This is a genomic window from Mesorhizobium sp. M0514, assembly GCF_040321145.1.
Lineage (GTDB): Bacteria > Pseudomonadota > Alphaproteobacteria > Rhizobiales > Rhizobiaceae > Mesorhizobium.
The window spans coordinates 1-26673 of sequence record NZ_JAMYQZ010000025.1 but is presented as its reverse complement, the minus strand read 5'-3'; the positions used below and the strand labels follow the sequence as shown (position 1 = coordinate 26673).

Genomic DNA, 26673 nt, shown 5'->3' with positions numbered 1-26673 from the left:
AGCTTATCGGCAGCCCGCCGCGTTTGCATAAACCCTCACGCTACCTTCTCTGGGTTTCTCCCGAGACTCCTTAGATATGGAAACGATCTTCCCCTCGTTCTTCGTTGGCGATAGGTGGACATCGAAATCCGTACCCAAAGCCAGCAAAAAACGAAGTAGGCGCTCTATGGAAAAATCCTTGATTTTTCCTCTCAAAATGTTTGAGACCTTGGATTGGTCAGCTCCAATTATGGTCGCAACCTCGCGCTGGGTGTAATCTCGAGCGTTCACAATGCGAGTAAATTCAAGTGCCAGTTCGACCTTTAGTGTCTCTTCTGGGGTAAGTTCAATCCCCATATCACGATAGACGTCACCTGAACTTTCAACGACCTTTTCATCTCCTCTACGTGTCACCATTTTGCTGCCTCTCGATCTTCCTCACGAAATACCTCTGATAGTGCGCCTCGGCTTCTTTCAGCCTGCTGCGGATCAGGTTCATATCTGCACGTGGAGTCTCACTGCCCACCTTAGACTTCTTCATAAATGCATGCAGGACATACACGGCCTCTTTGAAGCGAACGGTATAAACGGCTCTGTAGGCGTCACCATTATGGTTCAAGATTATCTCCGGCACTGATGCGCCGTTAAAACCCACCATCGGGACTGCGTAGCGAGATTTGCCGCCGTCCTGCGCAACTCTAAGTGCGAACACAACCTCCTGTTTTACTTCAATTGGGAACTGATTCAGATCTTTTTCACTTGATGCGATATAGAGAACCTGCCTTTTCATGTGTCGTCCCCGTTGCTGTAATTTTCCAATATTGTTTTTTCAGCATTTGAGTATCCCCTTGCGTTTTAACTGGCCGCGAGTTTGCCCCCGCACTAACGCGAGATATCCTCGCGCTTCGAGCTTGATGCCAGAACTAGCATAAAATGTCAAGCAACGTTGCGCTGCCAGTATCCGGCGCAAACGGCTAACCGAATGATTGAGCGCGACACCAAGCAGGGCGAAGGCGTTGCCGCCATTCGACCGGCGACGGTGGTCTCCAAGCCATGCTGCCTGGTTGGCATATTGGTAGAGGTAGCGGTGTGAAACGTTGTGGTACTGCCCGGCGACCATGCGGCGAAGGCGGCTGAAATAGCTCTCCACCATGCTGGTATGCTTGCCGTGGCCGTCGCTGTAGCTTTCCGAGTGGTTGATGCGGGTCGAGGCAAACTCGCTTTCCAACACGTCCAATGGCTCGCCTCGTCTGCAAACAGCTTGAACCGGCCAGGATGCGAGCGCGGGCAATGTCAACGCCTTCACCTTCGCCGTGGCGGATGAACGTCAAGGTGCGGCCAGCGCGATCGCGCAGAGCGATGACAACGCGGCGGTGGCGACGCTGTGGCACGTAAGGACGACCCCCGTCGAATACGAGACGAGAGCAAAGAACCTTCTGAAGGCCGTATTGCCGCGGAAGGGTGTCACCTGTGCCCAGATGACGGAAAAGCTGGCGACTATGGACATTCACGAAACAGAGCGTAACTTAAACAACAAAATAAGCCGGGGGGCTTTAGTGCAACGTTCTTGGTGCAATGCTTAGAGGCTATCGGTGCGTCATCATTGCGGCTTGCGGAGTAGTATTACTCGGAGCGGCATTACCGCCAGACGAGCGCAAGGGTGCAGAACGCCAACGTCCCGAACAGCATCAAGAGACCGTAGGCAAGCCTGCTGAGGTAAGTCCGCCTCCAGTCCAACAAGCGAATGTGCCCGCCGGTTACACTGACCCATGCCAAGCAGGTCACGATGATCGCAGCTCCGATCTGTGCGCCCAATGGAAGGCTGCCGATGCCGCCCAACAGTCGGCGAACTGGACCACCATTGGGGCTGTGTTGGGTTTCTTCACCTTCGCTGCTGCTGTAGCCGCCGCCAAGTTTGCCAGAGACGCTGCCATACATACCGAGGAAGGCGCTATCGCCGCTAACAAGGCGCTTACCCAAGCGGAGGGAATCTCCAAACTTGAGCTTCGCGCCTATCTCACTGTTGAGCCCGACGGTGTCGACCAGTTGATCGGTAGGGCAGAAGTCATCGGGAAGGTGCGCCTCAGAAATGTGGGGCGGCTCCCCGCCCGCAAAGTCACCCTGGTTGTCAGGATGATTCGCTCGCATGGGGTTGAGATGATCGCGTCCCGACGGCAAAGTAACTTCTCTTTCCCGCACCCGTCGATATATTCGGATCGCGTCGTGCAGCCTGACGGAGAAATGCAGCAAGGCAGCGAAGACTACTTGGCTATCTCCGACCTTTGCCTGCCCCACCATAACGTCTACGTTTATGGGATTGCCATATACGAAAACGGCTACGGAGCGCAGTGCTTCACGCGGTTCTGTCACAGATATTCCACCGATGGCCGCGTGCGGGGCATCAACTGGAAAACGCTCACAACTAAGAGCCGGACTTTTATCGATACCGATAAGGCTCGCTATCACGCCTACGGCAATTCCGCCGAAGAGCCGGAAGCGCCGACGGGATAGCCAAACTAAGGCGGCGGCCCATTCCGCTCGCGCGATCACCGCGCCGCCTTTGGTGCGTTTGCTACATAAGATCCGACATTTATCCTGCAAGGATGACTGTACTTCGGATAGCCTTGTCAAACGCGAACTGTTTGCCAGACGGCAAAGGGGAAGGCGCGGAGGAACTGCGATGAGCTATCTCGAAGACCTGTTCTCAGTGGTCGGCAAGACCGCGCTCGTGACGGGAGCCGCGACCGGCATCGGCCGCATGGTGGCGACCGCTTTGGTCCAAGCCGGCGCCACCGTGATGATCGCTTCGCGCAAGGGCGAGGATTGCGTCAAGGTCGCCGCTGAGTTGAACGGGCTCGGCGGCTCCGGCAGTGCCGAAGGCTTTGCCGGTGACGTCTCGAGCGAAGCAGGCATTGCCGCGCTGGTCGGCGAGGTCAAGGCGCGCACCGAGAAGCTGCATATTCTGGTCAACAATGCCGGCATATCCTGGGGTGCCTCGCTGGAAGATTTTCCCTATAGCGGCTGGGCCAAGGTGTTCGCCGTCAACGTCACCGCCGTCTTCCATCTGACGCGCGAATTGCTGCCGCTGCTGGAAGCCGCCGCCAGCGATGCCGATCCGGCCCGCGTCATCAACCTGGGCTCGGTGATGGGCACGCAGCCGCTGGCCGACGACGCCTATTCCTACACCGCGTCCAAGGGCGCCGTTCACCACCTGACGCGCACGCTGGCGATCGAACTCGCGGCGCGGCGCATCACCGTCAACGCCTTCGCGCCCGGCCCCTTCCAGAGCCGGATGACCGCCTTTGCCACCGGCACCGAGGAAAAGGCCAGACATGTCGGCAGCCATGTCCCCATCGGCCGTATCGGCGTGGCGGATGACATCGGCGGCGCAACGCTGTATTTGTGCAGCCGCGCCGGTTCCTATGTCACCGGCGCCATCCTGCCGATCGACGGCGGGCAGTCGGTGCAGCATGGGCTGACATTGTTCAAGGAATGAGCCGCGGTCGGCGGCAAGGGGAGGACACCGCAGTGGAACCGATCAGTCTCGATGTGCTTCTGGCCAGCGTCGGCAAGGAAGTCGGCGTCTCGCCATGGCGCGAGGTCACACAGACCATGATCGACCAGTTCGCCGACGCCACCGACGACCACCAGTTCATCCATTGCGACCCCGAGCGGGCCAAAAACGAGACGCCGTTCGGCGGCACCATCGCGCATGGCTTCCTGTCGTTGTCGCTGCTTTCGGCGATGACCTTCGAGACCATGCCGCCGCTGGAAAAGGGCAAGATGGGCGTCAACCACGGTTTCGATTCGCTGCGCTTCCTGGCGCCGGTGAAGACCGGCGCGCGCATCCGCACCCGCTTCGTGCTGGCCGACGTCAAGGTCAGGCCGTCGGGCTGGGTGCAGACGGCGCATGACGTGACCATCGAGATCGAAGGCTCGAAGAAGCCGGCGCTGACGGCGCGCTGGCTGACGCTGACGCTGATCGAGCGTGAGCCGGAGACCGCATGAGTGGCGACGCCAACGCGCTGGACCAGACGCCACTAGCGCTCTATCTCGAGGGGCACATCCCGGGTTTTGCCGGGCTTTCGGCAATCGAAAAATTCAAATCCGGCCAGTCGAACCCTACCTATCTGCTGACCGCGGCCAGCGGCCGCTATGTCCTGCGCGCCAAGCCGCCGGGCCAGTTGCTGAAATCGGCGCATCAGGTCGACCGCGAATTCACTGTCATGAAGGCGCTGGCCGGCACCGCCGTGCCGGTGCCGGCGATGCTGCATCTGTCGGCGGAGGCGACGCCGATCGGCCGCATGTTCTACGTCATGGATTTTCTCGACGGCCGCATCTTTTGGGATCCGGCAGTGCCGGAGGCCGCTGGCAACGATGAGCGCGCCGCCCTCTACGATGCCATGAACGCCACCCTGGCGGCCCTGCACGATGTCGATGTCGAGGCGGTCGGGCTCGGCGATTTCGGCAAACCCGGCAATTACTTCGAACGCCAGCTGGCACGCTGGACCAGCCAGTACCGCGCCTCGGAGACCGGCACGGTCGCCGACATGGACCGGCTGATCGCCTGGCTGGAGACGCATATGCCGGCCGATGACGGCCGAAAATCTCTCGTGCATGGCGACTACCGGCTGGACAACATGATCTTCGCGCACAATGAGCCGAAAGTGCTGGCCGTGCTCGACTGGGAACTGTCGACGCTTGGCCACCCCTTTGCCGACATCGCCTACCAGTGCATGCAATGGCGCTTGCCGCACGCCTCGGGCTTTCGCGGTCTTGGCGGCGTCGACCGCGCCGCCCTCGGCCTGCCCTTGGAGGAAGCCTATGTCGCGGCGTATTGCCGTCGGCGCGGGCTGGCCGGCATCGACAATTGGAGCTTCTTCCTCGCCTTCTCCTTCTTCCGCTTGGCGGCCATCTGTCAGGGCGTCTACAAGCGGGCGCTCGACGGCAACGCCTCCAATCCCGAAAAGGCCAGGACCTATGGCGAAGCGGTGAAGCTGCTGTCGCACCTTGCCGCCAAGCTGATCGACCGAACCTGACTCGACAATGAGATATTGTGGTCGGCGCGATTTGATGACAGATCGGATCAGTTCCGTTCCCCGACCGGGGAGCAAGCCCATACGGAGGTGGTGGCAACCGGCCTGGAAACAGGACGCAAACCGATCACCGTCTGTAGAAAAAGCATGATGCCGAAAGTGTGAAGCGGTTTTCGGACGACATCATGCTCTATCAATTTGATTAGACCCGGATTCAGATTTCAGGTCAATTCGACCTGAAATCATCCTGCTCTAGCGCGCATCGCTGGAAATGAACTTCATGTGCCGGCTGACTTGCAGGGCGATGTAGACGACCAGCGAGCATCCGATCGGAAACACGATCTCAATGAGGCCGGTGGCGACAGCCTGCGGCAATGCCAGCGCAATGTCCTTGGCTGCGGCGGTCTCGATCGTCAGCGCCGTGATCCCGCCGCCGAACACCGCGCCGGCCAAGGCACCCGCCAGCATGAAATGCAGCGAGCGAGGTTCTTCCTTGGATGCCAGCGAAGCCAGCATCCAGCCCAGCAAGCCATACTCGATCGCCCGCAACATACCGAGCGTGGTGAGCGACAGGATCACGGGCTTTGCCGATACATCAAGCGCGCTCACCATCACCTTTTGCGTACCTTTGGCGATGCCCATGGCCAGCGGCCCCGAGATCATGGCGATAAGGCCGCCAAGCGAGGCTCGCACCTTGGTGATCGCCGTGCCGAGGCTGACGCCGGCGCAGACGAAGAATGACCAGGTCACGCCTTGCGCCAAGTCTATCAGAACCTGGGTTGGCGCCGGGTGCGAACCTGCCGCAAATCCGGCAGTCAAGATAAGCGCTTCCATGGCGAAGCCGATTGCGATCGCCAGCCATGCGACTATCACGACCCGCCTGAGCGCTAGCCTTGCGCCATGAGAAAGTGGATGTGCGCCCGGCAGCCCGGACGAAAGCTCTATCGCAGCCATAGAGGCCCCCCAAAACCGAAATTTCTTGCAGAGCCGCCAAATAGGCTTTGTTTGTAACAGTCCGATGTTGACTGCGTGCGCCCAGGTTACACATGCTGTGACATAGATGCTGGCGAAATGGACCAGAACGGGCACGACTATTCGAGAGAAAGCTTGAGGTCGCCTTTTGATGCCCCTGACAGCGCCCTTGCCCGTTTCCGTACAGCGTATATATTTAGTCATGCACAACCAACCAAAGGCACCGGATCTTGCCACTGAGCGTCCAGAAACGCCGCGAGAAACAAAAGGCCGAACTGCGTTCCGAACTGCTCGACGCAGCCCACAAGCTCGTCAAGGAAGAGGGCTATGAAGGGCTGACCATCCGCAAGTTGGCCAAGCGGGTCGGCTATGCTCCGATGTCGGTCTATTCCTACTTCGCCGACAAGCAAGACATCCTGTTTGCGCTGGCCGAGGATGCCTTCGAAACACTTGCCCGCCGCATCGAGGAGCACCCTTCCGACGATCCGATCGAGGCTTTGCGTGCGGTGATGACCGAATATTCTGCCTTCGGGCTCGGCAATCCCAACGAATACCGCACCGTGTTCATGACCGAAAAGACCAAGCTGCCGGAAGGCAGAAGCTATGAGGACATGGAAGAGGCCAACCCGGCGATGAAAGCGCTGATATCCAGGGTCGAGGCCTGCGTTGCCGCAGGCAAGCTGCAGGGCGATCCGCGCGCCATCGCCACCATGCTTTGGGCAGTCGGCCACGGCACCATCTCGCTTTTGATCACGTTCCCGTTCTACCCCTTCGGGGATCCGCAGGCTTTCGTGACGCGGATGTGCGATTTCACACTCGCCACGCTCAGCACTCAGAATGTGCCGCCGCTGACCGAGACCCCGGTCGACTGCTGAGCATCCCCGCCCCTCCAATTCAACGTCCGGCCTGACAGCTTCGGCTGTGTCAGTGCGCCGCAATTTTCGGCGTTCAAAAAGATTTTTCGTACGCGTACGTTTTCCGACTTGAAAACCCATCTCGGTGGACGTATGTGTACGTTGTATCGTACATGTACGAAAAAAATTTAACCGATGGAGACAGACATGAACAAGACCCTTCTCGCTCTCGCCACCGTGCTGGCTCTCTCCGGCTCGGCTTTCGCCGCCAACAACACACACCCGACCAAGCAGGCCCCCGCCGCCACCTGCGTCGACACCACGACCAATGCCAAGCTCGATTGCGCCGTGACCGGCTCGGTCGAAAAGTCCGACGTCAAGGCCAAGAGCCCGCGTCTCGGCATCGAGATCAACCCATGGATCGTGCCGAGCACGTTCTAAGTTGATCGGGCTCGACCACAGCACAACCACTAATTTAAGGGCGGCAGGATAATCCCGGCCGCCCGTTTTTTCCTCAGCGCCCCCATTTCCTCAGCGCAAGTCGGCTTTTCCTGAGTTCAAACCTGGCGTAGCCCAACGGGTTATTTCTTGCGCGGTTTGCGACCCGGCACCGTCTTAGCCTTGCCGGGTCTTGCCGGCGCGCCTGGGATGGCGGTCGAGGTGATCGACACCGGATCGCTGGCCGGAAACGTGTCCTCGAGGCCTTCCTCGAGTTCCTCTTCGGCAGTCACCTCGTGATGCTGCTCATGTTCGAGTGAGCGCACGGCGGACGTCTTGCCAGCTGACTTCGGCGGCGCTTTCGACGGCATCGTATGTTCTCCCTGATGGGGGAAGCAGAACGGCTTGACCCGTCAAACGTTCCTACGCCGCCGCGTCGCTGGCTGCTTCCGACAGGAAAGTAAAGACATAGTCCGAGAAGGAACGCCAGCACTCGACCCGGAAAGCGTCGGCTGCCGTGCGCAACAGCAGGATTTCGCACTTGCCGAGAATGGTGCGCGACGCCGCGCCCACCGGAAAAGCCTCGAGCGACAAATCCTGCGGGCAGCCTGCATTGATCGCGGCGGCAGCCGCCGGGCCGGTGACGGCGAAGGCGACGTTGCGGTGCGAGATGCCGACCGCCGAATGCAATGCGGCAACCCCAGCACGATCGGCCAGCGGATCCTTGCCAGCCTCATCGATAACCAGCCACTCGTCAGGGCCAAGCCACAGCGCCGTGCGCCCTGTCTTCGACGCCGAAGTTTTCGGCTGCTTCGGCAAGGTCAGGCCGAGCGCCTTCGACAGCGCCGCGACGGAAGCCTCCGGCGCGCGCAGCGACATGCGCTCCGCCGGCGGCAGCACCTCGACCTTGACATCCGTTGCGGAAACGACGCGTTCAGCCAGGGCCGGGCGGCGCTCGACCGACGGCGCTGCAGCTGGGGCCGTCTTCTTTGCAGCAGCCTTAGCCATTGAGGCGCCCTCCCGTCTCGTCGAAGAACACCATGCCGGTAACCTCCACTTCGATCATCCCGTTCGGCATCGGCACATAGAGCGTGTCGCCCATCCGGTCGCGCCCGCCGGCAACCAGCGCCAGCGCGATCGAGCGACCGCAATTTTCCGACCAGTAGCTGGATGTGACGTGACCGATCATCTTCATCGGGATCGCCTGCTTCGGGTCGGCGACGATCTGCGCGCCTTCCTCAAGCACCACTTTCGGGTCCTTGGTCTTCAAGCCGACCAGCTGCTTGCGGCCCTTGGCGACCAGATCGGGCCGCGTCAAGCCGCGGATGCCGACGAAATCGGTCTTCTTCTTGCCGACCGCCCAGTCGAGCCCGGCATCGTTCGGCGTCACCGTGCCGTCCGTGTCCTGGCCGACGATGATGTAGCCCTTTTCTGCGCGCAGCACGTGCATCGCCTCGGTACCGTAAGCAGTCGCGCCATGCTTTTGGCCTTCGGCCCACAGCGCTTCCCAAACGGCCTGCCCGTAGTCTGCCGGCACATTGACCTCGAAGCCGCGCTCGCCGGTGAACGACATGCGAAACAGCCTGGTCGGCACGCCGCAGATCTTGCCTTCGCGCACCGACATATGCGGCAGCGCCTCGTCCGACATGTCGATGCCTTCGACCAGCGGTGCAATGATGTCTCGCGACTTCGGCCCCTGCACGGCGATGACCGCCCATTGCTCGGTTATCGAGGTCAGCCAGACATTCAGATGCGGGAACTCGGTCTGGAGATAGTCCTCCATATGGTTCATGACGCGCGGCGCGCCACCCGTCGTGGTCGTCACATGAAAACGGTCCGGCGCCAGCCTGCCGACGACGCCGTCATCATAGATGAAACCATCCTCGCGCAGCATGATGCCATAGCGGCAGCGGCCGGGCTCAAGCTTCTCCCACGGATTGGTGTAGAGCAGTTCCATGAACCTGGCCGCATCCGGTCCGACCACTTCGATCTTGCCCAGCGTCGAGGCATCGAACAGGCCGGCATTGGTGCGCACAGCGACGCATTCGCGGTCGACCGCCTTGTGCATGTCCTCGCCGGGTTTGGGGAAATACCAGGCGCGCTTCCACTGGCCGACATCTTCGAACACCGCGCCTTGCGCTTCGGCCCAGGGATGGATCGCGGTCTTGCGTGTCGGGTCGAACAGCGGACCGCGCGAATGGCTGACGATCGCGCCGAAAGTGACAGGCGTATAGGGCGCGCGGAACGTGGTCAGCCCGACCTCGGGGATCGGCTTGCCAAGCGTCTCGGCGGCAATCGCCAGGCCGTGCATGTTGGAGGTCTTGCCCTGGTCGGTCGCCATGCCGTTGGTGGTGAAGCGCTTGACGTGCTCGATCGAGCGCATGCCTTCATGTACCGCCTGGCGGATGTCCTTGGCGGTGACGTCGTTCTGGAAATCGACGAAGGCCTTGACCGTCTTGTCCGGCCCGGCGCCGGGCGCCGCGCCCAGCATGCCGCGCGACCAGCTTTCCGACGCGTCGACCTTCGGCTTAACGCCCTTGGCCACTTTGCCGCCCGCATCCTTCGCCGCCTTGGCGCCGGCCGCATAGGCTTCGTCGATCGACGCCGACAGCCCATCCGTGCCGTTGCAGGCGCCGACCGAAACGCAGTCCTGCGCATAGATGCCCGGCACGAAGCGCTTGGTCTCGTCATTGAACGCGACCTTTCCGCGCGACTGCGAGAACAGATGCACCGATGGCGTCCAGCCGGCCGACATCAGGATGGCATCGACCGGAATGGTGCGCTCGCCGCCCCCATTCTTCGGCTGAACCGTCATCGAGGTCACGCGCAACTTGCCGCCGGCGCGGATCACCGCGCGGCCGAAATTGACCTCGATGCCGAGCGCTCTCGCCTCGTCGATCACAGGTCCGGTCGGATGGTCGCGCAGGTCAACGATCGCCGCCACGTTGACGCCGGCCTTCTTCAGGTCGATCGCGGCGGAGTAGGCCGAGTCATTGGCGGTGTAGACGCCGACATTTTTGCCGACCGCGACACCGTACTGGTTGAGATAAGTCCGCGCCGCCGAGGCCAGCATGATGCCGGGCCGGTCATTGTCGGCAAACACGATATGGCGTTCGATGGCGCCGGTCGCCAGCACCACGCGCTTGGCGCGTACCTGCCATAGGCGCTCGCGCGGCAAATCGCGGCCGGGGTTTTGCAGATGGTCGCTGACCCGCTCGACCAGGCCGACGAAGTTCTGCGCGTAGTAGCCGAACGCCGTCGTGCGCGACAAAACGCGGACATTGTCCAGGGCGGTGAGCTTGGCCACCGCGCCTTGCGCCCAGGCATAACCGTCCTGGCCGTCGATCTTCGCCCCGCTCTCGAAGCGCAGGCTGCCGCCGAAGCTGGCCTGTTCATCGGCGAGGATGACACGCGCGCCGGTTTCGGCAGCGGCGAGCGCTGCCGCAATGCCGGCCGCACCGCCGCCTAGCACCAGTACGTCGCAATGCGCATAGCGCGACGAATAATGGTCGGGATCTGGCTTGTCAGGCGAAACGCCGAGGCCGGCCGCGGCGCGGATCTTCGGCTCGTAGAGGCTCTTCCAGGCTGCCTTCGGCCACATGAAGGTCTTGTAGTAGAAGCCGGCCGAAAACAGCGGCGATGCCAGATCGCTGACCGCGCCGACATCGAAGGCGAGCGAGGGCCAGCGGTTCTGAGATTGGGCGACAAGCCCGTCATAAAGTTCCTGCACGGTGGCGCGGATGTTCGGCGCCTTGCGCGCGGCGTCGCGCTTGACCTCGACCAGCGCGTTTGGCTCTTCCGCTCCGGCCGACAGGAAGCCGCGCGGACGGTGATACTTGAACGAACGTCCCACCAGATGCACGCCATTGGCAAGCAGCGCCGAGGCCAGCGTGTCGCCTTCGATCCCGGTGTAGGCCTGGCCGTCGAAGCTGAAGCGCGCGGTCTTGGCCTGGCTGAGCCGGCCGGCGCTCGGAATGCGGAACGCGCCGCTCATTTGGAAGCCATTTCGTTGGAGTTTTTGGGCAGCTTGGACGGTTTCGGCTCGCCGGCCTTGTAAGTCATGACGAACTTGTCGGTGACGGTGTCGCGCACCGCATTGAAGAAGCGTGCGCAGCCATGGATGTGGCGCCAGCGCTCATAGATGATGCCCTTGGGGTTCGAGCGGATGAAGAAGAACTTTTCGAAGTCGTCGTCGCTCTCGCCCGCCATGTTGGCCGAACGCGCAATATGCGCCTCGCCGGCGTTACGGAACTCGAGCTCCGGGCGCTCTTCCTCGCAATAGGGGCAGCGGATGAGAAGCATTATCGTTCGTTCCTACAATTCGCCGTGGCCGACATGCGCGCCGGCCGGTTGGTTGCAAAGCCTCTGGCCCATCGCCGCAAAAGGCGCGACGAGCCGAATGCGCTCCTCTACGCTTGCGGCGGGGCGAAACAGCTCGCGATACGCCATGTTGCCGATCGTGAGCTGAAACGGATCGGTCGTCACGATGACGCTGCGCGGCTCGAATGTGTCGTCCTCGCCGAGATCGGAGGGCCTGTTCTCCATGAAGATGACCACCTTCTGGCCACCACTCCACACGCATCCCAGAATGCCGGCGTCGATCGAAAACGGCCAATTGGCTTCGTTGCCGGCGCGGCTGATCGGCTGCGTGCGCACTTCGTCCGGTGACGGAAAGTGGAACAGGTCCTGCTCCCCCGCCAGCACCAGCGGCACCGCTACAGCCAATTCCACCATCATCAGTGCGCCACCGCCGCCGCCGCTGCCTCGTCGATGAGGCGGCCGGTACGGAAGCGCTCGATGGTGAAGGGCGCGTTGATAGGATGCGGATCGTCCTTGGCAATCGTGTGGGCAAAGACATGGCCTGAGCCGGGCGTTGCCTTGAAGCCGCCCGTGCCCCAGCCGCAATTGACGTAGAGGCCGGGCACCGGCGTCTTGGCCAGGATCGGCGAACGGTCGGGCGTCACGTCGACGATGCCGCCCCACGAGCGCAGCATCTTCATGCGGGTGAAGATCGGGAACATCTCGCAGATGGCGTCGAGCGTGTGCTGCAGGATATGCAGGCCGCCGGTCTGCGAATAGGAGACATACTGGTCGGTGCCGGCGCCGATCACCAGCTCGCCCTTGTCGGACTGCGAGATATAAGCGTGCACCGTGTTCGACATAACCACGCACGGCACCACCGGCTTGACCGGCTCCGACACCAGCGCCTGCAGCGGATAGCTTTCCAGCGGCATGCGCACGCCGGCCATGTTCATGATCACCGAGGAGTGGCCTGCAGCCACCACGCCGACCTTCTTGGCGCTGATGAAGCCGCGCGTCGTGTCGACGCCCATGACCGCGCCATTGGCCGCCCGCTTGACGCCGGTGACCTCGCAATTCTGGATGATGTGCACGCCGCGCGCCGAAGCGCCGCGCGCATAGCCCCAGGCCACCGCATCGTGACGCGCCGTGCCGCCTCGCCGCTGCAAGGCAGCGCCGACGACGGGATAGCGCGCCTGCCTGGAAATGTTGAGCGGCGGGCAGAATTCCTTCGCCTGCTCAGGCGTCAGCCATTCATTGTCGATGCCATTGAGACGGTTGGCATGGACATGGCGCTTCAGCACCTGGATGTCGTGCACATTGTGCGCCAGCATCATGACGCCGCGCGCCGAATACATGACGTTGTAGTTGAGTTCCTGGGAGAGCCCATCCCACAGCTTCAGCGCATGGTCGTAAATGCCGGCGCTCTCGTCGTAAAGGTAGTTGGAGCGGATGATGGTGGTGTTGCGCCCGGTGTTGCCGCCGCCTAGCCAGCCCTTTTCCAGCACCGCGACATTGGTGATGCCGTGAACGGTGGCGAGATAGTAGGCGGTGGCCAGGCCATGACCGCCGGCGCCGACGATGATGACGTCATATTCCTTCTTCGGTTCCGGCGAGGACCATTGTTCCTCCCAGCCCTTGTGGCCGCGCATGGCCTCGCGGGCGATGGCGAATACCGAATATTTTTTCAACGTTCCAGCCTCGCAAATGGCGGTGGGGTATTTTACGCAGCCCCGGCGCGCGAGGTGTATCACTAGCGAAACGGCGCTTCCACCCTTGCGCTGTTTGCGACGGCGCTTGCCGTTTTGCGCCGCGGTGGAAAAGACCTGCCCGGGCTGGCAGGCATGGCTGCGTTCGGACACACTGGCGATCGCGAGACTCTGGAGGACGGATATGGGCAACGCCTGGTGGAATCTGACGTTGCGTTTCCTGCTGGAACTTGCCGCCTTGCTTGGCCTCGGCTTTGCCGGCTGGAGCCTCTCCGGCGGATGGTGGCGCTGGCTCTTCGCCTTGGCCTTGCCGTTCATTGCAGCTGCGCTGTGGGGAACCTTCGCGGTGCGCGGCGATCCGAGCCGGTCCGGACGCGCGCCGGTTCCTGTACCAGGCGCAGTCAGGCTGGTGCTTGAACTGGCCATCCTGTTTGGCGGTGCAGCCGGATTCTATGCCGCCGGTCACACAACCACGGGCGTTGTCATCACGCTGCTCATCGCCATCAGCTACGCATTTTCGCTCGATCGCCTCGGCTGGCTGCTGAAGCAATAGTCCGGCGCGCGGCGCTTGTGCCGCTGCGAAGCCATTCAGCAAGTCGAGCACGTATCGGGTGGCTAGCACCGTCCCGAACTGCGATCAACATCCCGGTTGCCGGCACAGCCGGCGCGATGAAAGGATGTAAAAAATGTTCGCACTCACCAATAAAATAGCGATCGTCACCGGCGCCAGTTCCGGCATCGGCCGCGCCACCGCAAAACTCTTTGCCGAAGAAGGCGCCAGGGTCGTCATCGCCGCCCGCCGCCAGGCCGAACTCGATGCGCTGGTCGTCGAAATCGAGGACGCCGACGGCACGGCAGTCGCGCTTGCCGGCGATGTCCGCGACGAAGCCTATGCAAAAGCCCTCGTCGATCTCGCCGTCGAAAAATTCGGCGGGCTCGATATCGCCTTCAACAATGTCGGCTCCGTCGGAACGATGGGTCCGATTTCGGAACTGTCGCTGGACGGATGGCGCGAGACGCTCGACGCCAATCTGACCAGCGCCTTTCTCGGCGCGAAATACCAGGTGCCGGCGATGGTCGAACGCGGCGGCGGATCGCTGATCTTCACCTCGACCTTCGTCGGTCACACAGTCGGCATGCCGGGCATGACCAGCTATGCCGCGAGCAAGGCCGGACTGATCGGCCTGACGCAGGTGCTGGCCGCCGAATACGGCCCCAGGGGCGTGCGGGTCAACGCGCTGATGCCGGGTGGCACCGACACGCCGTCGGCAACATTCAAGACGCCGGAATCACGCGCTTTCGTGGAAAACCTGCATGCCTTGAAACGTGTCGCTGTGCCTGAAGAGATCGCCCGCGCTGCGCTCTTCCTGGCATCGGATGCGTCGAGCTTCACCACAGGATCGGCGCTGTTTGCCGATGGCGGCGTCTCGATCACCCGGACGTGAAGCATTTCGCGGGTCATCGCCCGCGCCGATCCAGCCATAGAACCCGAAACCGGACTTGCTTTTTCCACGCGATTTGGCGATTCGGTTTCGGGTGAGGAGGACGGACATGCTGCTGATCAGGACCTATGTCGCCCAGAGCGCAATCGAAGGCGTCGGCGTGTTCGCCGCCGAGCCGATCAGGAAGGGCGCCTCGATCTGGCGGCTCGATCCGGATTTCGACCGGCTGATCCCGATGGACAAATACGAGGCGGCGCCGCCGCACCTCAAGGAATTGCTCGACCGCTATGCCTATCCGAGCCCCGACCGTCCCGGCTTCATGGTCTATGAAGTCGATAATGGCCGCTTCATGAACCACGCCGAGCGGCCGAACACGGATTTTTCGCAATATGGCGGCGCCACCGCCACTCGAGATATATCAGCCGGCGAGGAAATTACCTGCGATTACGGCGAATTCTTCGAGGATTTCGCACGGCTCCATCTGGCCAACGCCTAGTTGGCGCCCTATCTCGGGGCTGCCGTGGCAAATTGGCGGTTGTCCTTCATTTCCAGTGTGGACAGCGCGGCCTGATTCTGCTATCAGCCGCCACAATTCGTGGTGTAAAGCGCCGCGGAGGCATGTGGCTATGGTCACTTGCCTGTTGATATCAAACCCGAAAGACAGGATTGCCCGTGCAGGTACTCGTCCGCGACAATAACGTTGATCAGGCGCTTCGCGCTCTCAAGAAGAAGATGCAGCGCGAAGGCATTTTCCGCGAAATGAAGATGCGCGGCCATTACGAGAAGCCTTCCGAGAAGCGCGCCCGTGAAAAGGCCGAAGCCGTTCGCCGCGCCCGCAAGCTGGCCCGCAAGCGCGCCCAGCGCGAAGGCCTGCTGCCGATGACGCCGCGCCCGGTTGCTGCCGGCGCCGCCGGTGGTCCTGGTGGTGCTCCGCGTCCGCCGCGGTTCTGACGCCAATTTTTCGTCCTTTTCGAAGGATACTCTGAGGTGGCGCGATGCGGAATCGCCGCCACCTTTTTGTTTGGAGCGCCGCCATTCTGTTGGAGGCCGTTCCCTTGAACGCGCAAACGGCGTTCTAGATTTTGTTACGACAATCTGTGACCCGGCCCGGAGGGGGACCTGGACGGCGCGGCTGAAGTGAGGACAGGGCAGACATGAACGCAATCGGCGTAGAGCGCAAAACCACAATGCGCGGTTTGGCCCTGGCGGCAGCCCTGATGTCCGGCCTGGTGCTGGCCGGTTGCCAGAGCGTTCCGACCGGCGAATTCAACAACATCGACAAGGCGCAAGGCTCGAGCGAGAACATCTCCTCGCTGTCGGCGGTGATCCAGCGCAATCCGCAGGATCCGGAAGGCTACAATGTGCGCGGCTCGGCCTATGGCCGTGGCGGCCAGTATCAGGCGGCGCTGAAGGATTTCGACACCGCCATCCAGCTCAACCCGAATTTCTACCAGGCCTATTCGAACCGGGCGCTGATCCAGCGCTTCCTCGGCAACCAGGCGGCCGCCCTTGCCGACTACAACCGCTCGATCCAGATCAATGCAAATTATGACGCCGCCTATATCGGCCGCGGCAACCTCTATCGCAAGGCCGGCCAGACCCAGCAGGCCTTCAACGATTTCCAGAAGGCGATCCAGCTTGATACGACGGATGCGCGCGCGTACCACAATCGCGGCCTGATCTATCAGAGCCAGGGCCAGCACAAGTTTGCCATCGAGGATTTCTCGACCGCCATCTCGCTGGCGCCGGACGCCGCCGAACCCTACAACGGCCGCGGCCTCTCCTATCTCGCCATGAATGACGAGGACAACGCCTTCTCCGACTTCAACATGGCCATCAAACTCGACGGCAAGAACGCCGAAGCCTGGTCCAACCAGGCGCTGATCTACGAGCGCCGCGGCGACAAGGTCAAGGCCTCGAAGGCCTACCGCGAAGCCGTCCATCTCGACCCGACCTACCAGCCGGCCAAGGACGGCCTGTCGCGCACATCGGGCGCCACCGCCGGCTGAGATGCGGCCGCGCGCCGCCATCGGCGGCCTTTTATAACAACGTTCCATTCCTGATGCAGTGCGCCGCGTGAGCGGTTTCTCCCCGGGAAAGCGCAGAGCCCGTCCCCTAGGGATTGCGTATCCAGAAAACCCCACTATCACCCAATCTTAACCACCGGGGGCAAAGCGTTAACCCTTGCCTTGATCGCGCCAAGTTTTCAGCGGAACGCTCCGGGCCATTCAACCGTTGTTGAAGGCATTTTCGAAAGGACTGACCCATGATCAAGAAAATCATCTGTGCCGCGGCACTTGCCACGACGCTGCTTGCCGTTCCCGCCAGCGCCGGCAAGCTTCAGCTCGGCACGCTCGATTGCACCATCGACGGCGGCGTCGGTTACGTCATCACGTCGAACAAGGGCGTCGACTGCACGTTCCGCCCTTATCACCATGGGCCGTCCGAGAAATACACGGGGATGATCTCCAAGCTCGGCGTCGATCTCGGCCAGACGCATCAGGGCCAGCTGGTGTGGGCGGTTCTGGCCGCCACCCGCGGCCATGACGAGGGCGACCTTGCCGGCCATTATTACGGCGTCAACGCCGAGGCGAGCGTGGTGACCGGCGGCGGCGCCAATCTGCTGGTCGGCGGGCTCGACGGCGCCTTTGTGCTGGAGCCGCTCAGCGTCCAGGCGCAGACCGGCGTCAATGTAGCGGTCGCCGTGACCTCCCTGGAACTGATCCACTCGTTCAAATAAGCATCGGCAAATAAGGATCGACTGATCCCTCTACGCGCGGCGCGGAACAGGTTACTGTTTCGCGCCGTATGCTTTTTGGGGGATCCGCCGTGCTGAAACCAGCCATCGCCGCCGCTATCACCATCATCTGTACCGCCCAGGCCCAAGCGCAAGGCCAGGGTATCGAACTCGGTGTGCTCGATTGCGCCATCGGCGGCGGCACCGGCTTCATCTTCGGCTCCAGCAAGGATCTGAGCTGCACCTTCACGCCGGCCGACAAGAGCTTTTCGCCGGAAGCCTATTTCGGCGCCGTCAACAAATACGGGCTCGACATCGGCACCACCAAGCAGACCGTCATGCAATGGCTGGTGCTGACGCCGCTGAGGAACATCTATGCGCCCGGCGCGTTGGCCGGCGACTATATCGGCGCCAGCGCCGAAGTGACCGCGGCGGTCGGCGCCGGCGCCAATCTCCTGGTCGGCGGCTCCTCGCAGGCCTTCACCCTGCAGCCGCTCAGCCTGCAGACGCAGACCGGTATCAACATTGCGATCGGCGTCAGCCAGTTTCAGCTGCGCAGCATTGAGAACTGACCGGCGCATCAAGCGGAGAGGCTTCCGGCCAATCTCGACCGTTTGCACTTCGATAAAAAGCCACTTGAGCTCAACTGCGCTTGAGGTTTTACAACTCGCCTGACTGAAACAGCGCGCATGGCCCCGCCGGAAAGCGCGACTGGCTTCTGGCGCCATGCGCCGGCATCGAGATATGCAAAGGCAGGGTAAAAGAATGACTGAAATCACCAGCAACAAGGTCGACTGGCGGGCATTGTGGGCAAGCGGCGACCTCGCGCGCTTCTGCTTCATCAGCCTCGGCATCCTGCTGCACGCCACCAACGAGACGATGGTGGCGACGGTCATGCCGGCCATGGTCGGGGACCTCGCCGGTGTGCAGTTCGTCGGCTGGTCGCTGGCCGTCTACGAGCTCGGCGCCATTGTCGCCGGCGCAGCGGCCGGGCGGCTGGTCAGCTATGTCGCTCTACGCTCCAACGTCACGGTCGCCGCCCTGCTCTATGCCGTGGGCGCACTGATCTGCGCCACCGCGCCGTCCATGCCGGTGTTTCTTGGCGGCCGTCTGGTCGAGGGTCTCGGCGGCGGTGCGCTGGTGTCGCTGGCCTTCGTCTCGGTCGAGCGGCTGTTTAACCGCAGCATCTGGCCACAGCTGTTCGGCATCATGTCGGCGATCTGGGGCGTCGCCGCCTTCAGCGGCCCGATGCTCGGCGCGATCATGGTCGAACTCCTGTCCTGGCGCTGGGCCTTCGGCGTCTTCGTGCTGGGTGGCATCGCCATGGCATCGGCAAGCTTCATCGTCCTGAACACGCCGGAAGCGACGAAGCCGCAAGCCGCCGCCGGCACCTCGCCGCCCTTCCCCTTTGCAGCACTTGGCTGCCTCGCCATCGCCGTCGTGCTGATCGCCACCGCAGGCGTCGACGTCGCCTTGCTTCGATCGTCGCTGCTGCTGGTCCTCGGCCTCGCCGGCCTGGCGCTGTTCGTTTTCGTCGACGCCATGAAGCCGCAATCGCGACTGTTCCCGTCGGGCCTGTTCTCATGGCGCTCGCCGGTCGGCAGCGGCATGAGCATGGTTGCCGCCTTCTCGGTGGCGACAGTCTCTTTTTCCATCTACGGGCCGCTTCTGCTTACCACGCTGCACGGCATCCCGATCCTGACCACAGGCTACATCATCGCCGCCGAATCGATCGCCTGGTCAATCCTGTCGATCGCCGTCGCCAATGCGCCGCTGCAGCGCGAACGGCAGATCCTCGTCATCGGCGCGCTGATGATTGCAGCCGGCCTCGCCGGTTTCGCCTATGCCATCCCCGCCGGCTCGATCCCGGTGATCCTGCTCTGCGCTTTGTTGCAAGGCGGTGGCTTCGGCGTGTCATGGCCCTTCCTGACCCGCATCATCGTTGCCTCGGCCCGCGACGGCGAGCAGACGATCGCCTCGGCCGCCGTGCCGACCATGCAGCGCATCGGCTACGCCGTGGGCGCCGCCATGGCCGGCATCATCGCCAATGCCAGCGGCTTTTCGGACGGGCTGAACCGCGAGGCAGCAGCGCACGTCGCCGGCTGGCTGTACCTGGCCTTCGTGCCACTTGGCATTGTCGGTTGCCTGGCGGCGTTGAAGATGGCTTTGGCGGCACGCCGGCCGCAATTGGCGACAGGCTGAGGGCACGGCGGATCGAGAATTTGGCGACAGCATTCCGCCGGCGCTGTCGGCGTCAAATGCCCTCGGCCACAAGGCTGCCTGCAAGACCATGGCCTGCCCGATTGCGGAACCGGCGGCCGCTCAGGCTTGCAAACGCTCGGCGATGAGCGCGGCGAGCCGCGCCGCCACCTCGTCCTTGCCCATCTCAGGCCATTCCTCGACGCCGTCCTTCGAGACGATGCGCACCTTGTTGCGGTCGCCGCCCATGACGCCAGTGGGGCCGACGCCGCTTTCATGCGAGACATCGTTGGCGACAATGAAATCGGCGCCCTTCTTCTTCAGCTTGGCCTCGGCATTGGCAATCAGGTCCTGCGTCTCGGCGGCGAAGCCGACAACCAGCCCCGGGCGTTGCCCGTGATGACCGACGCTGGCGAGAATGTCGGGGTTTTCGACCATTTGCAGCGCCGGTGGGCCCTGGCCCGCCACCTTCTTGATCTTCTCGCCGGCCGTGCCAGCGGTGCGCCAGTCGGCGACGGCAGCTACGAAGACCGCGGCGTCCGCCGGCAACAACTGTTCGACGGCCGCTTTCATCTCGGCCGCGGTCTCCACATGCGTCGTCACAACGCCGGCCGGATCGGCAATGCCAACCGGACCGGAGACCAGGCGTACATCCGCGCCCAGTCTTGCCAGCGCTGCCGCAATCGCATGGCCCTGCTTGCCCGAAGAGCGGTTGGCGATGTAGCGCACCGGGTCGATCGGCTCATGCGTCGGCCCCGAGGTGACGATGATCCTGCGGCCGGCCAGCGGCTTCGGCCTGCTGTCGAGCAGTGCCTCGATCACTGCCACGATCTCCAGCGGCTCGGCCATGCGGCCCTCGCCCGCCTCGTTGCTTTCCGCCATCTCGCCCTTGGCCGGGCCGACGAAGGCGATGCCATCCTTGGCGAGCGTCGCCCGGTTGCGGCTCGTCGCGGCATGCGACCACATTTTCGGGTTCATCGCCGGCGCCATCAGCACCTTCTTGTCGGTGGCGAGCAGCACCGTCGAGGCCAGATCGTTGGCATGGCCGTTGGCGAGCTTGGCCATCAGATCGGCAGTGGCCGGCGCCACTACCAGAAGGTCGGCCTCGCGCGACAGGCGGATATGGCCGACATCGTGCTCGTCATTGCGGTCGAACAATTCGCTGAAGACATGGTCGGCCGAAAGCGCGCCGACCGAAAGCGTGGTGACGAACTCCTGCGCCGCCGATGTCATCACGACGCGCACCGCCGCACCGCGCTCGCGCAGCCGGCGGATCAGGTCCAGCGCCTTGTAGGCGGCGATGCCGCCGCCGATGATCAGCAGGATGCGCTTGCCGTCGAGGGTTTTGTGCGTTTTTGTGGATTGACCTCGCTCGGGCAGATCGATGTCAAAGCCTCCATGAGGCTCAACCAAGCGGCGGATTGTTGCATAGAGGGTTTCGCTCTCGGGCATGCCGGCTTCCGCCGACAGCACGCTTTTGGCAAGCGCATCACGCGCCTCTTCCTCCATCGACACCCCGCGCGCCGCAGCGCGCTCACGCAATTTCTGCTTCACGTCGTCAGCTAGATTGCGGACAGTAATGGTGCCCATGACTTGCTCCGCGACATCAATAGCGCGACTGCAACGCTAGCACCACAGTTGCTAGCGTTGCAAGCGATCAGAGCAGCTTCCACGCGATATACACCAGCGTCAGCGCGATGACCCACAGCGCCATGCGGCCGGAGCGGGTGTAGCGCGCTTCGGCCTTACCGATGGCGCGCGATGTCGCTTCGTCGAAGCGCAGGCCGTGTTCGGCCATAAAATCGATCTCGCGCGACAGCCGTTCGGTGCGGGCGGCAAGATCGGGCGCTTGGCGGGCCAGCGCCAGCAGCGCCTTGGCGCCGTCGCGCGCGTCCATCAGCAGGCCGCTCGGGCCGAGATTGCCGGCGATCCACTGGCCGACCACCGGCTCGGCCGTCTTCCACATGTTGAAGGCCGGGTCGAGCGTGCGCGCGACGCCTTCGACCACCACCATGGTCTTCTGCAACAGGATCAGTTCCGACCGCGTGGCCATATCGAACAGTTCGGTGACCTCGAAGAGCAGCGTCAGAAGCTTCGCCATCGAGATGGTTTCAGCCGGCTGGCCATGGATCGGCTCGCCGATCGCGCGAATGGCCTGCGCGAAAGCCGCGACATTGTGCTGACGCGGCACGTAGCCGGCCTCGAAATGCACCTCGGCGACGCGCAGATAGTCGCGCGTGATGAAGCCGTAGAGGATTTCGGCGAGGAACCGGCGCTCCTTCTTGCCGAGCCGTCCGGCAATGCCGAGATCGACGGCGACGATATTGCCATTGGCCTCGACGAACAGATTGCCTGGATGCATGTCGGCATGGAAGAAGCCGTCGCGCAGCGTGTGACGCAGGAACGACTGGATCAGGTTGGTGGCGATCGCCTTCAGATCGTGCCCCGCCGCCGCGAGGCCGGCGATGTCGTTCATCTTGACGCCGTCGACCCATTCCATGGTCAGCACATCGCGCCCGGTGCGCTCCCAGTCGACCGACGGCACGCGGAAGCCCGGATCGTCCTTGGTGTTTTCGCCCAGTTCCGAAAGTGCGGCCGCCTCGAGGCGAAGATCCATCTCGATCTTGGTGGTCTGCGCCAGCGTCTCGGTCACCTCGACCGGCCGCAGCCGGCGCGACGACGGGATGTATTTCTCCTGCAGCCGAGCGGCGAGGAAATAGCTTTCGAGATCCTGGAAGAAGCGGCGGCGCACGCCAGGCCGGATCACCTTCACCGCCACCTTGGTATCGACACCGTCATGCATGGCTTGCGCGGGATGAACCTGGGCGATGGAGGCCGCCGCGACCGGCCCGCCGAACTGCGTATAGAGTTCGCCGATCTTGCGCCCGAGCGAGCCCTCGATCGCCGCCACCGCTTCCGCCTGCGAAAAAGTGTGCATCTTGTCCTGCAGCATGGCGAGGTCGAGCGCCATGTCGTTGCCGACGACATCAGGCCGCGTCGCCAGGAACTGGCCGAGCTTGACGTAGGAGGGTCCGAGCCGGACCACCGCCTTGGCCAGCCGGTCGCTGCGCTCATAAGCGAGCGCGCGGCGGCGGGTGAAGAGCCGGGCCATGCGCCAGCCGAATTTCGGCAGGCCGCCGAGTTCGTCGCCAGGCAATGCTGCGATCACGCCTTCGCGAACCAGCACCCAGCCGGCCCGTGCGAGCCGAAAGGCGGCGCCGACGCTGCTCATCGCCTACCCTGCTGCTGCAAACTGTGGTGCCTCAAAGCTTCCAGCCCGAATGCAGGGCGGCAATGCCGCCGGAATAGTTGCGGAACGACACGCGCTCGAAGCCCGCGCGGGTGATCATGGCAGCAAAGTTCTGCTGATTGGGAAATTTGCGGATCGATTCGACCAGGTAGGAATAGGGTTCGCCCTCGCCCGTCACCATCTTGCCGATCTGCGGAATGGCGTTGAACGACCAGGCTTCGTAGACCTTGTCCAGCAGCGGCATCTCGACCTCGGAAAACTCCAGGCACAGGAACCGTCCGCCGGGCTTCAGCACGCGAAAGGCTTCCGTCAGCGCGACATCGATGCGCGGCACGTTGCGGATGCCGAATGCGATGGTGTAGGCGTCAAAGGTGCTATCGGTGAAAGGCAGTTCCTCGGCATTGGCCTCGACGAAATCGGTGTTGCCGGACAGGCGCTTTTTCTCCGCGCGGTCACGGCCGACGCTGAGCATCGAGCCGTTGATGTCGAGCACCGTGGCATGCGTGTTGCCATGGCTGGCGTCTACAATGCGGAAGGCGATGTCGCCGGTGCCGCCCGCCACGTCAAGCACTTTCCAGCCCGGACGTTTCGGCGGATTGAGCCATGTCACCATGGCATCCTTCCACAGCCGGTGCAGCCCGGCCGACATCAGGTCGTTCATCAGGTCGTAGCGGTTCGCCACCTTGTGGAAAACATCGTTGACCAGAGGCTGCTTGTCGCCTGGCCCTACCTTCTTGAAACCATAGGAGGTTTCCATGCCGCCCGCGGCCGTGGTTCTCTCAACTGACATTATTTTGATCCGTCATAAAACCGGCGGGACCATAGCCGATCGATGGTGCGGGCGCTATTGTTTAAGGCGCGGTGTTCGGCCGCGCTTCCAGGTGGTGGGCTTTACGGCCTGGACTGATGAGACGGGATAACTGCATGCCTTTGAAAGCAGAACTGCACTGCCACATCGAGGGGGCAGCGGCGCCCGAACTCGTCATCCGTCAGGCGCAGAAATACGGCAAGGACACCTCGCCCTATATCCAGAACGGCTCCTTCGTCTGGCATGATTTCACCTCGTTCCTGGCGGCTTATGATTTTTCCGCCGACCTGTTCCGCACCGAGGAGGATTATGCCCGCCTCGCCGACCATTATCTGACCAGCCTTGCCCGCGACGGCGCCATCTATTCCGAGGTCTTCACCTCGCCCGACCATGCCGTCAGGGCCGGCCTGTCGCCCAAGGCCTATACCGATGCGCTCGGCGAAGGCATGCTGCGCGCCAAAGCCAAGACCGGCATCGAGGGCCGCATGATCGTCACCGGCGTACGCCATGTCGGCGTCGAATCGATCGAGCAGGCGGCGCGCTTTGCGGCGCGCTGCGGAAATCCGCTGGTCACCGGCTTCGGCGTCGCCGGCGACGAGCGCATGGGCGAGATGGAGGATTATGTCAGGGCCTTCGAGATCGCCCGCGAAGCGGGCCTCGGCATCACCATCCATGCCGGCGAGTTGACCGGCTGGGAGACGGTGCAGGCCGCACTCGACCACATCCGCCCCTCGCGCATCGGCCATGGCGTGCGCGCCATCGAAAATCCCGACCTGGTGCGCCGCATCGCCGATGAGGGCATCGTGCTCGAATGCTGCCCCGGCTCCAACATCGCGCTCAAAGTCTACGACAGTTTCGCCGATCACCCTTTGCCTGCCCTGCAGGCGGCCGGCTGCAAGGTGACGCTGAACTCCGACGACCCACCCTATTTCTGGACCTCGCTGAAGCGCGAATACGACATCGCCGCCGAGCATTTCTCCATGAATGAAAAAGCTTTGACCGCCGTCACCAGGACGGCGATCGAAGCGGCTTTCGTCGACAGGAAGACGAAAAGCGCGCTGCTTGCCCGGCTCGATGCGAAGAGGTGACTGGTGACTGGTGACTGGTGATTGGTTTGCCGGCGGTTCGGCCTGTCAACGGCAATGATCGATCCATCGGGACTCGCAAACCTGCTCACTATTCACTATTCACTATTCACCATTCACTGGAGCAACCCATGCAGGGCGTCACCGTCGTCGACCACCCGCTTGTCCAGCACAAGCTGACCATCATGCGCAAGAAGGAGACGTCGACCGCCGGCTTCCGGCGACTGCTGCGCGAGATCTCGCTGCTGCTCGGCTACGAGGTCACCCGCAACCTCGAACTGACGACGACGACCATCGAAACCCCGATGGAAACCATGGAAGCGCCGACGCTGGAAGGCAAGAAGCTGGTCTTCGCCTCGGTGCTGCGCGCCGGCAATGGCCTGCTCGAAGGCCTGCTCGACCTGGTCCCGGCGGCCCGCGTCGCCCATGTCGGCCTCTACCGCGATCACGAAACGCTGGAGGCGGTGGAATATTTCTTCAAGGCGCCGAGCGATCTCGCCGACCGGCTGGTGATCGTCGTCGATCCGATGCTGGCGACCGCGAACTCGGCCATCGCGGCCATCGACAAGCTGAAGGAGCGCGGAGCCACCAACATCCGCTTCCTTTGCCTGCTGGCGGCGCCAGAAGGCATCGAGCGCTTCACCAAGGCGCATCCGGATGTCCCGATCTTTACCGCTTCCATCGACCGCCAGCTCAACGAGAAGGGCTACATCATGCCCGGCCTCGGCGATGCCGGCGACCGCATGTACGGAACCAAATGACGGCAGCTGGCAAGGCCAGCTGGCATCCAGTCGTTTACCGCCCGTTTACGCAAAGCCGCGGTTTCGGGTTGGCGTTAAAGCGGCACACACCATACGTGGGCAAGAATGGGCCTTCACGAAGGTCCATTCATGCTGCGCAAGCTTGTCATTCTGGGCGTGTTCGCCGGAACGTCGGCATCGATCCCGATCGTCTATCAGTCGAATCCGCAGATTCTCGACAACCTGTTGAAGTCGACCGTCGCCGGCAAGCCGTCCGCGCAGCCTCAGCCCGAACTGAACATGGCCTCGGTTCCCGGCAAGCCGGCCGCACCGCTGCCCACTGGGCGCAAAGTATTGGTGGCGGCTGACGAGCGCGGCCATTTCACCTCCGCCTTCAAGCTCAACGGCCGCCAGGTCGACGGCATGATCGACACCGGCGCCACTTTGGTCGCCATCAACACCTCGACGGCGCGCCGCATCGGCATCTCGCTCAACCCGTCGGACTTCAACCAGCAGGTCAACACCGCCAATGGCGCGATCAGGGCCGCTGTGGTCAACATCGACCGCCTGCAGATCGGCAAGATCAGCGTCGACAACATCCAGGCCGTGGTCCTCGACGACAAGGCGCTGCGCACCAACCTGATCGGCATGAGCTTTTTGCAGCGGCTGGCAAAATACCAGGTCGAAAACGGCACACTGTTGCTGGTGCAGTAGCGCCTTCCGCTACCCGCGCGGCAGCACGCGCCGGATGACAGTCTTGTCGGCGGCTGGTTTCGACGCCCCGATCGTATAGGCCGAAAGCACGGCGGCTGCGGCCGCTTCGGCCTCCGCTTGCGTGCGGGCGTGGACGAGCGCCAGCGGCTCGCCGGTCCGCACCTCGGCGCCGAGCGGCAGCAGCCTGGTGATGCCGACCGCATGGTCGATCCTGTCGTCCGGCCGCGTACGCCCGCCACCGAGCCCGACCACGGCAAGGCCGATATCGCGGGTGGCAATGCCGGTGGCAAAGCCGTTGCCTGCCGCCTTGACCGCAAACTCCACCGCCGCTTTCGGCAAATATTTTTCCGGCTTCTCGACGAAATCGGCGGGACCGCCAAGGGCTGCGACCATACGTGCGAAGGCGGCCGC

At 62.8% G+C, this 26673-nt stretch carries 30 protein-coding genes and 2 pseudogenes; 18 read left to right on the top strand and 14 right to left on the bottom strand.

Annotated features, from left to right (window positions below):
• Positions 1-3 precede the first annotated feature (3 nt).
• From NKI61_RS12960 to NKI61_RS12950, 3 genes and pseudogenes are all read right to left on the bottom strand, one after another.
• Entirely contained in the window at positions 4-396 is a 393-nt protein-coding gene (locus tag NKI61_RS12960; RefSeq protein ID WP_352560363.1) for a helix-turn-helix domain-containing protein, read from the bottom strand.
• Entirely contained in the window at positions 383-769 is a 387-nt protein-coding gene (locus NKI61_RS12955; RefSeq protein ID WP_352560361.1) for a type II toxin-antitoxin system RelE/ParE family toxin, read from the bottom strand. Before NKI61_RS12955 ends, NKI61_RS12960 begins: the two co-directional genes overlap by 14 nt.
• 146 nt (positions 770-915) lie before the next feature.
• Positions 916-1352 (bottom strand): annotated as a pseudogene (locus tag NKI61_RS12950) (transposase); the annotation flags it as partial.
• Here NKI61_RS12950 and NKI61_RS12945 point away from each other — a divergent pair.
• The 5 genes from NKI61_RS12945 to NKI61_RS12925 all read left to right on the top strand — a co-directional run bounded on the left by NKI61_RS12945 (position 1293) and on the right by NKI61_RS12925 (position 5018).
• The gene (locus tag NKI61_RS12945; protein WP_352560359.1) at positions 1293-1562 is read left to right on the top strand and encodes a DUF6471 domain-containing protein; all 270 of its coding nucleotides are present in this window, start codon (positions 1293-1295) and stop codon (positions 1560-1562) included. The pseudogene NKI61_RS12950 and the gene NKI61_RS12945 overlap by 60 nt on opposite strands.
• A 289-nt stretch (positions 1563-1851) precedes the next feature.
• Complete coding sequence (locus tag NKI61_RS12940) at positions 1852-2490, top strand: hypothetical protein (protein ID WP_352560357.1); 639 nt, start codon at positions 1852-1854, stop codon at positions 2488-2490.
• Positions 2491-2659: 169 nt separating this feature from the next.
• Positions 2660-3475 carry an SDR family oxidoreductase gene (locus tag NKI61_RS12935; protein ID WP_352758850.1) on the top strand — a complete coding sequence of 272 codons (816 nt, stop codon included), beginning with the start codon at positions 2660-2662 and terminating at the stop codon, positions 3473-3475.
• Complete coding sequence (locus NKI61_RS12930; protein WP_280790513.1) at positions 3472-3987, top strand: MaoC family dehydratase; 516 nt, start codon at positions 3472-3474, stop codon at positions 3985-3987. The genes NKI61_RS12935 and NKI61_RS12930 overlap by 4 nt, the downstream gene beginning before the upstream one ends.
• Positions 3984-5018, top strand: coding sequence for a phosphotransferase family protein (locus tag NKI61_RS12925; RefSeq protein WP_023686454.1), 1035 nt, complete (start codon positions 3984-3986; stop codon positions 5016-5018). The genes NKI61_RS12930 and NKI61_RS12925 overlap by 4 nt, the downstream gene beginning before the upstream one ends.
• A gap of 249 nt (positions 5019-5267) precedes the next feature.
• Here NKI61_RS12925 and NKI61_RS12920 read toward each other — a convergent pair whose 3' ends face one another.
• Positions 5268-5765, bottom strand: coding sequence for a hypothetical protein (locus tag NKI61_RS12920; RefSeq protein ID WP_352762533.1), 498 nt, complete (start codon positions 5763-5765; stop codon positions 5268-5270).
• 452 nt (positions 5766-6217) lie between these two features.
• Between NKI61_RS12920 and NKI61_RS12915 the strand changes: the two genes are divergently transcribed.
• Together NKI61_RS12915 and NKI61_RS12910 are read left to right on the top strand one after the other, a co-directional pair.
• A complete protein-coding gene (locus NKI61_RS12915; RefSeq protein WP_352560355.1) occupies positions 6218-6862 on the top strand; it encodes a TetR/AcrR family transcriptional regulator in 645 nt (214 codons plus the stop codon).
• 186 nt (positions 6863-7048) lie between these two features.
• Positions 7049-7282, top strand: a complete 234-nt coding sequence (locus NKI61_RS12910) for a DUF680 domain-containing protein (RefSeq protein ID WP_352560353.1) — start codon at positions 7049-7051, stop codon at positions 7280-7282.
• A 140-nt stretch (positions 7283-7422) separates the two neighbouring features.
• On the opposite strand, the gene NKI61_RS12905 is transcribed toward NKI61_RS12910, so the two are convergent.
• From NKI61_RS12905 to NKI61_RS12880, 6 genes are read right to left on the bottom strand one after another with little or no spacing between them, the layout of a single operon-like run.
• Entirely contained in the window at positions 7423-7650 is a 228-nt protein-coding gene (locus tag NKI61_RS12905; RefSeq protein ID WP_023671147.1) for a hypothetical protein, read from the bottom strand.
• A 52-nt stretch (positions 7651-7702) separates the two neighbouring features.
• Positions 7703-8287, bottom strand: coding sequence for a sarcosine oxidase subunit gamma (locus NKI61_RS12900; protein WP_023691852.1), 585 nt, complete (start codon positions 8285-8287; stop codon positions 7703-7705).
• The gene (locus tag NKI61_RS12895) at positions 8280-11273 is read right to left on the bottom strand and encodes a sarcosine oxidase subunit alpha (RefSeq protein ID WP_352560352.1); all 2994 of its coding nucleotides are present in this window, start codon (positions 11271-11273) and stop codon (positions 8280-8282) included. The genes NKI61_RS12900 and NKI61_RS12895 overlap by 8 nt, the downstream gene beginning before the upstream one ends.
• Positions 11270-11581: a sarcosine oxidase subunit delta gene (locus NKI61_RS12890; protein ID WP_023683197.1), complete on the bottom strand. Its 312-nt coding sequence runs from the start codon at positions 11579-11581 to the stop codon at positions 11270-11272. The genes NKI61_RS12895 and NKI61_RS12890 overlap by 4 nt, the downstream gene beginning before the upstream one ends.
• 12 nt (positions 11582-11593) lie before the next feature.
• A complete protein-coding gene (locus tag NKI61_RS12885) occupies positions 11594-12016 on the bottom strand; it encodes a hypothetical protein (protein ID WP_023671143.1) in 423 nt (140 codons plus the stop codon).
• Positions 12016-13269: a sarcosine oxidase subunit beta gene (locus NKI61_RS12880; RefSeq protein ID WP_023725217.1), complete on the bottom strand. Its 1254-nt coding sequence runs from the start codon at positions 13267-13269 to the stop codon at positions 12016-12018. Before NKI61_RS12880 ends, NKI61_RS12885 begins: the two co-directional genes overlap by 1 nt.
• A gap of 202 nt (positions 13270-13471) precedes the next feature.
• Here NKI61_RS12880 and NKI61_RS12875 point away from each other — a divergent pair, with 202 nt between their 5' ends.
• The 8 genes from NKI61_RS12875 (at position 13472) to NKI61_RS12840 (ending at position 19668) form a co-directional block, all read left to right on the top strand.
• Positions 13472-13840, top strand: coding sequence for a YrdB family protein (locus NKI61_RS12875; protein WP_023671141.1), 369 nt, complete (start codon positions 13472-13474; stop codon positions 13838-13840).
• A 133-nt stretch (positions 13841-13973) separates the two neighbouring features.
• A complete protein-coding gene (locus NKI61_RS12870) occupies positions 13974-14732 on the top strand; it encodes an SDR family oxidoreductase (RefSeq protein WP_023671140.1) in 759 nt (252 codons plus the stop codon).
• A gap of 106 nt (positions 14733-14838) precedes the next feature.
• Complete coding sequence (locus NKI61_RS12865) at positions 14839-15225, top strand: SET domain-containing protein (RefSeq protein ID WP_023740928.1); 387 nt, start codon at positions 14839-14841, stop codon at positions 15223-15225.
• Between the two features lie 176 nt (positions 15226-15401).
• Positions 15402-15680 (top strand): 30S ribosomal protein S21, encoded by a 279-nt coding sequence (gene rpsU, locus NKI61_RS12860; RefSeq protein WP_023671138.1) that lies wholly within the window; start codon positions 15402-15404, stop codon positions 15678-15680.
• Positions 15681-15883: 203 nt separating this feature from the next.
• Positions 15884-16738 carry a tetratricopeptide repeat protein gene (locus tag NKI61_RS12855; protein WP_023686462.1) on the top strand — a complete coding sequence of 285 codons (855 nt, stop codon included), beginning with the start codon at positions 15884-15886 and terminating at the stop codon, positions 16736-16738.
• Between the two features lie 257 nt (positions 16739-16995).
• Positions 16996-17469: a DUF992 domain-containing protein gene (locus NKI61_RS12850; RefSeq protein ID WP_023671136.1), complete on the top strand. Its 474-nt coding sequence runs from the start codon at positions 16996-16998 to the stop codon at positions 17467-17469.
• An 89-nt stretch (positions 17470-17558) separates the two neighbouring features.
• Positions 17559-18038 carry a DUF992 domain-containing protein gene (locus NKI61_RS12845; RefSeq protein WP_023671135.1) on the top strand — a complete coding sequence of 160 codons (480 nt, stop codon included), beginning with the start codon at positions 17559-17561 and terminating at the stop codon, positions 18036-18038.
• Between the two features lie 193 nt (positions 18039-18231).
• Complete coding sequence (locus NKI61_RS12840; protein WP_023740927.1) at positions 18232-19668, top strand: MFS transporter; 1437 nt, start codon at positions 18232-18234, stop codon at positions 19666-19668.
• Between the two features lie 120 nt (positions 19669-19788).
• On the opposite strand, the gene coaBC is transcribed toward NKI61_RS12840, so the two are convergent.
• From coaBC to ubiE, 3 genes are all read right to left on the bottom strand, one after another.
• Positions 19789-21255, bottom strand: coding sequence for a bifunctional phosphopantothenoylcysteine decarboxylase/phosphopantothenate--cysteine ligase CoaBC (gene coaBC, locus NKI61_RS12835; protein ID WP_023744160.1), 1467 nt, complete (start codon positions 21253-21255; stop codon positions 19789-19791).
• A gap of 67 nt (positions 21256-21322) precedes the next feature.
• On the bottom strand, positions 21323-22897 hold the full coding sequence (ubiB, locus tag NKI61_RS12830) for a 2-polyprenylphenol 6-hydroxylase (protein WP_023683189.1): 1575 nt from the start codon (positions 22895-22897) through the stop codon (positions 21323-21325).
• A gap of 31 nt (positions 22898-22928) precedes the next feature.
• Positions 22929-23705: a bifunctional demethylmenaquinone methyltransferase/2-methoxy-6-polyprenyl-1,4-benzoquinol methylase UbiE gene (ubiE, locus tag NKI61_RS12825; protein ID WP_023747104.1), complete on the bottom strand. Its 777-nt coding sequence runs from the start codon at positions 23703-23705 to the stop codon at positions 22929-22931.
• 134 nt (positions 23706-23839) lie between these two features.
• Between ubiE and NKI61_RS12820 the strand changes: the two genes are divergently transcribed.
• The 3 genes from NKI61_RS12820 (at position 23840) to NKI61_RS12810 (ending at position 26262) form a co-directional block, all read left to right on the top strand.
• Entirely contained in the window at positions 23840-24811 is a 972-nt protein-coding gene (locus tag NKI61_RS12820; RefSeq protein WP_023671130.1) for an adenosine deaminase, read from the top strand.
• 128 nt (positions 24812-24939) lie between these two features.
• The gene (gene upp, locus NKI61_RS12815) at positions 24940-25569 is read left to right on the top strand and encodes a uracil phosphoribosyltransferase (protein ID WP_023747103.1); all 630 of its coding nucleotides are present in this window, start codon (positions 24940-24942) and stop codon (positions 25567-25569) included.
• 129 nt (positions 25570-25698) lie between these two features.
• Entirely contained in the window at positions 25699-26262 is a 564-nt protein-coding gene (locus NKI61_RS12810) for a TIGR02281 family clan AA aspartic protease (protein WP_023747102.1), read from the top strand.
• Between the two features lie 9 nt (positions 26263-26271).
• On the opposite strand, the pseudogene NKI61_RS12805 reads toward NKI61_RS12810, so the two are convergent.
• Positions 26272-26673: pseudogene (locus NKI61_RS12805) on the bottom strand (thymidine phosphorylase); the annotation flags it as partial.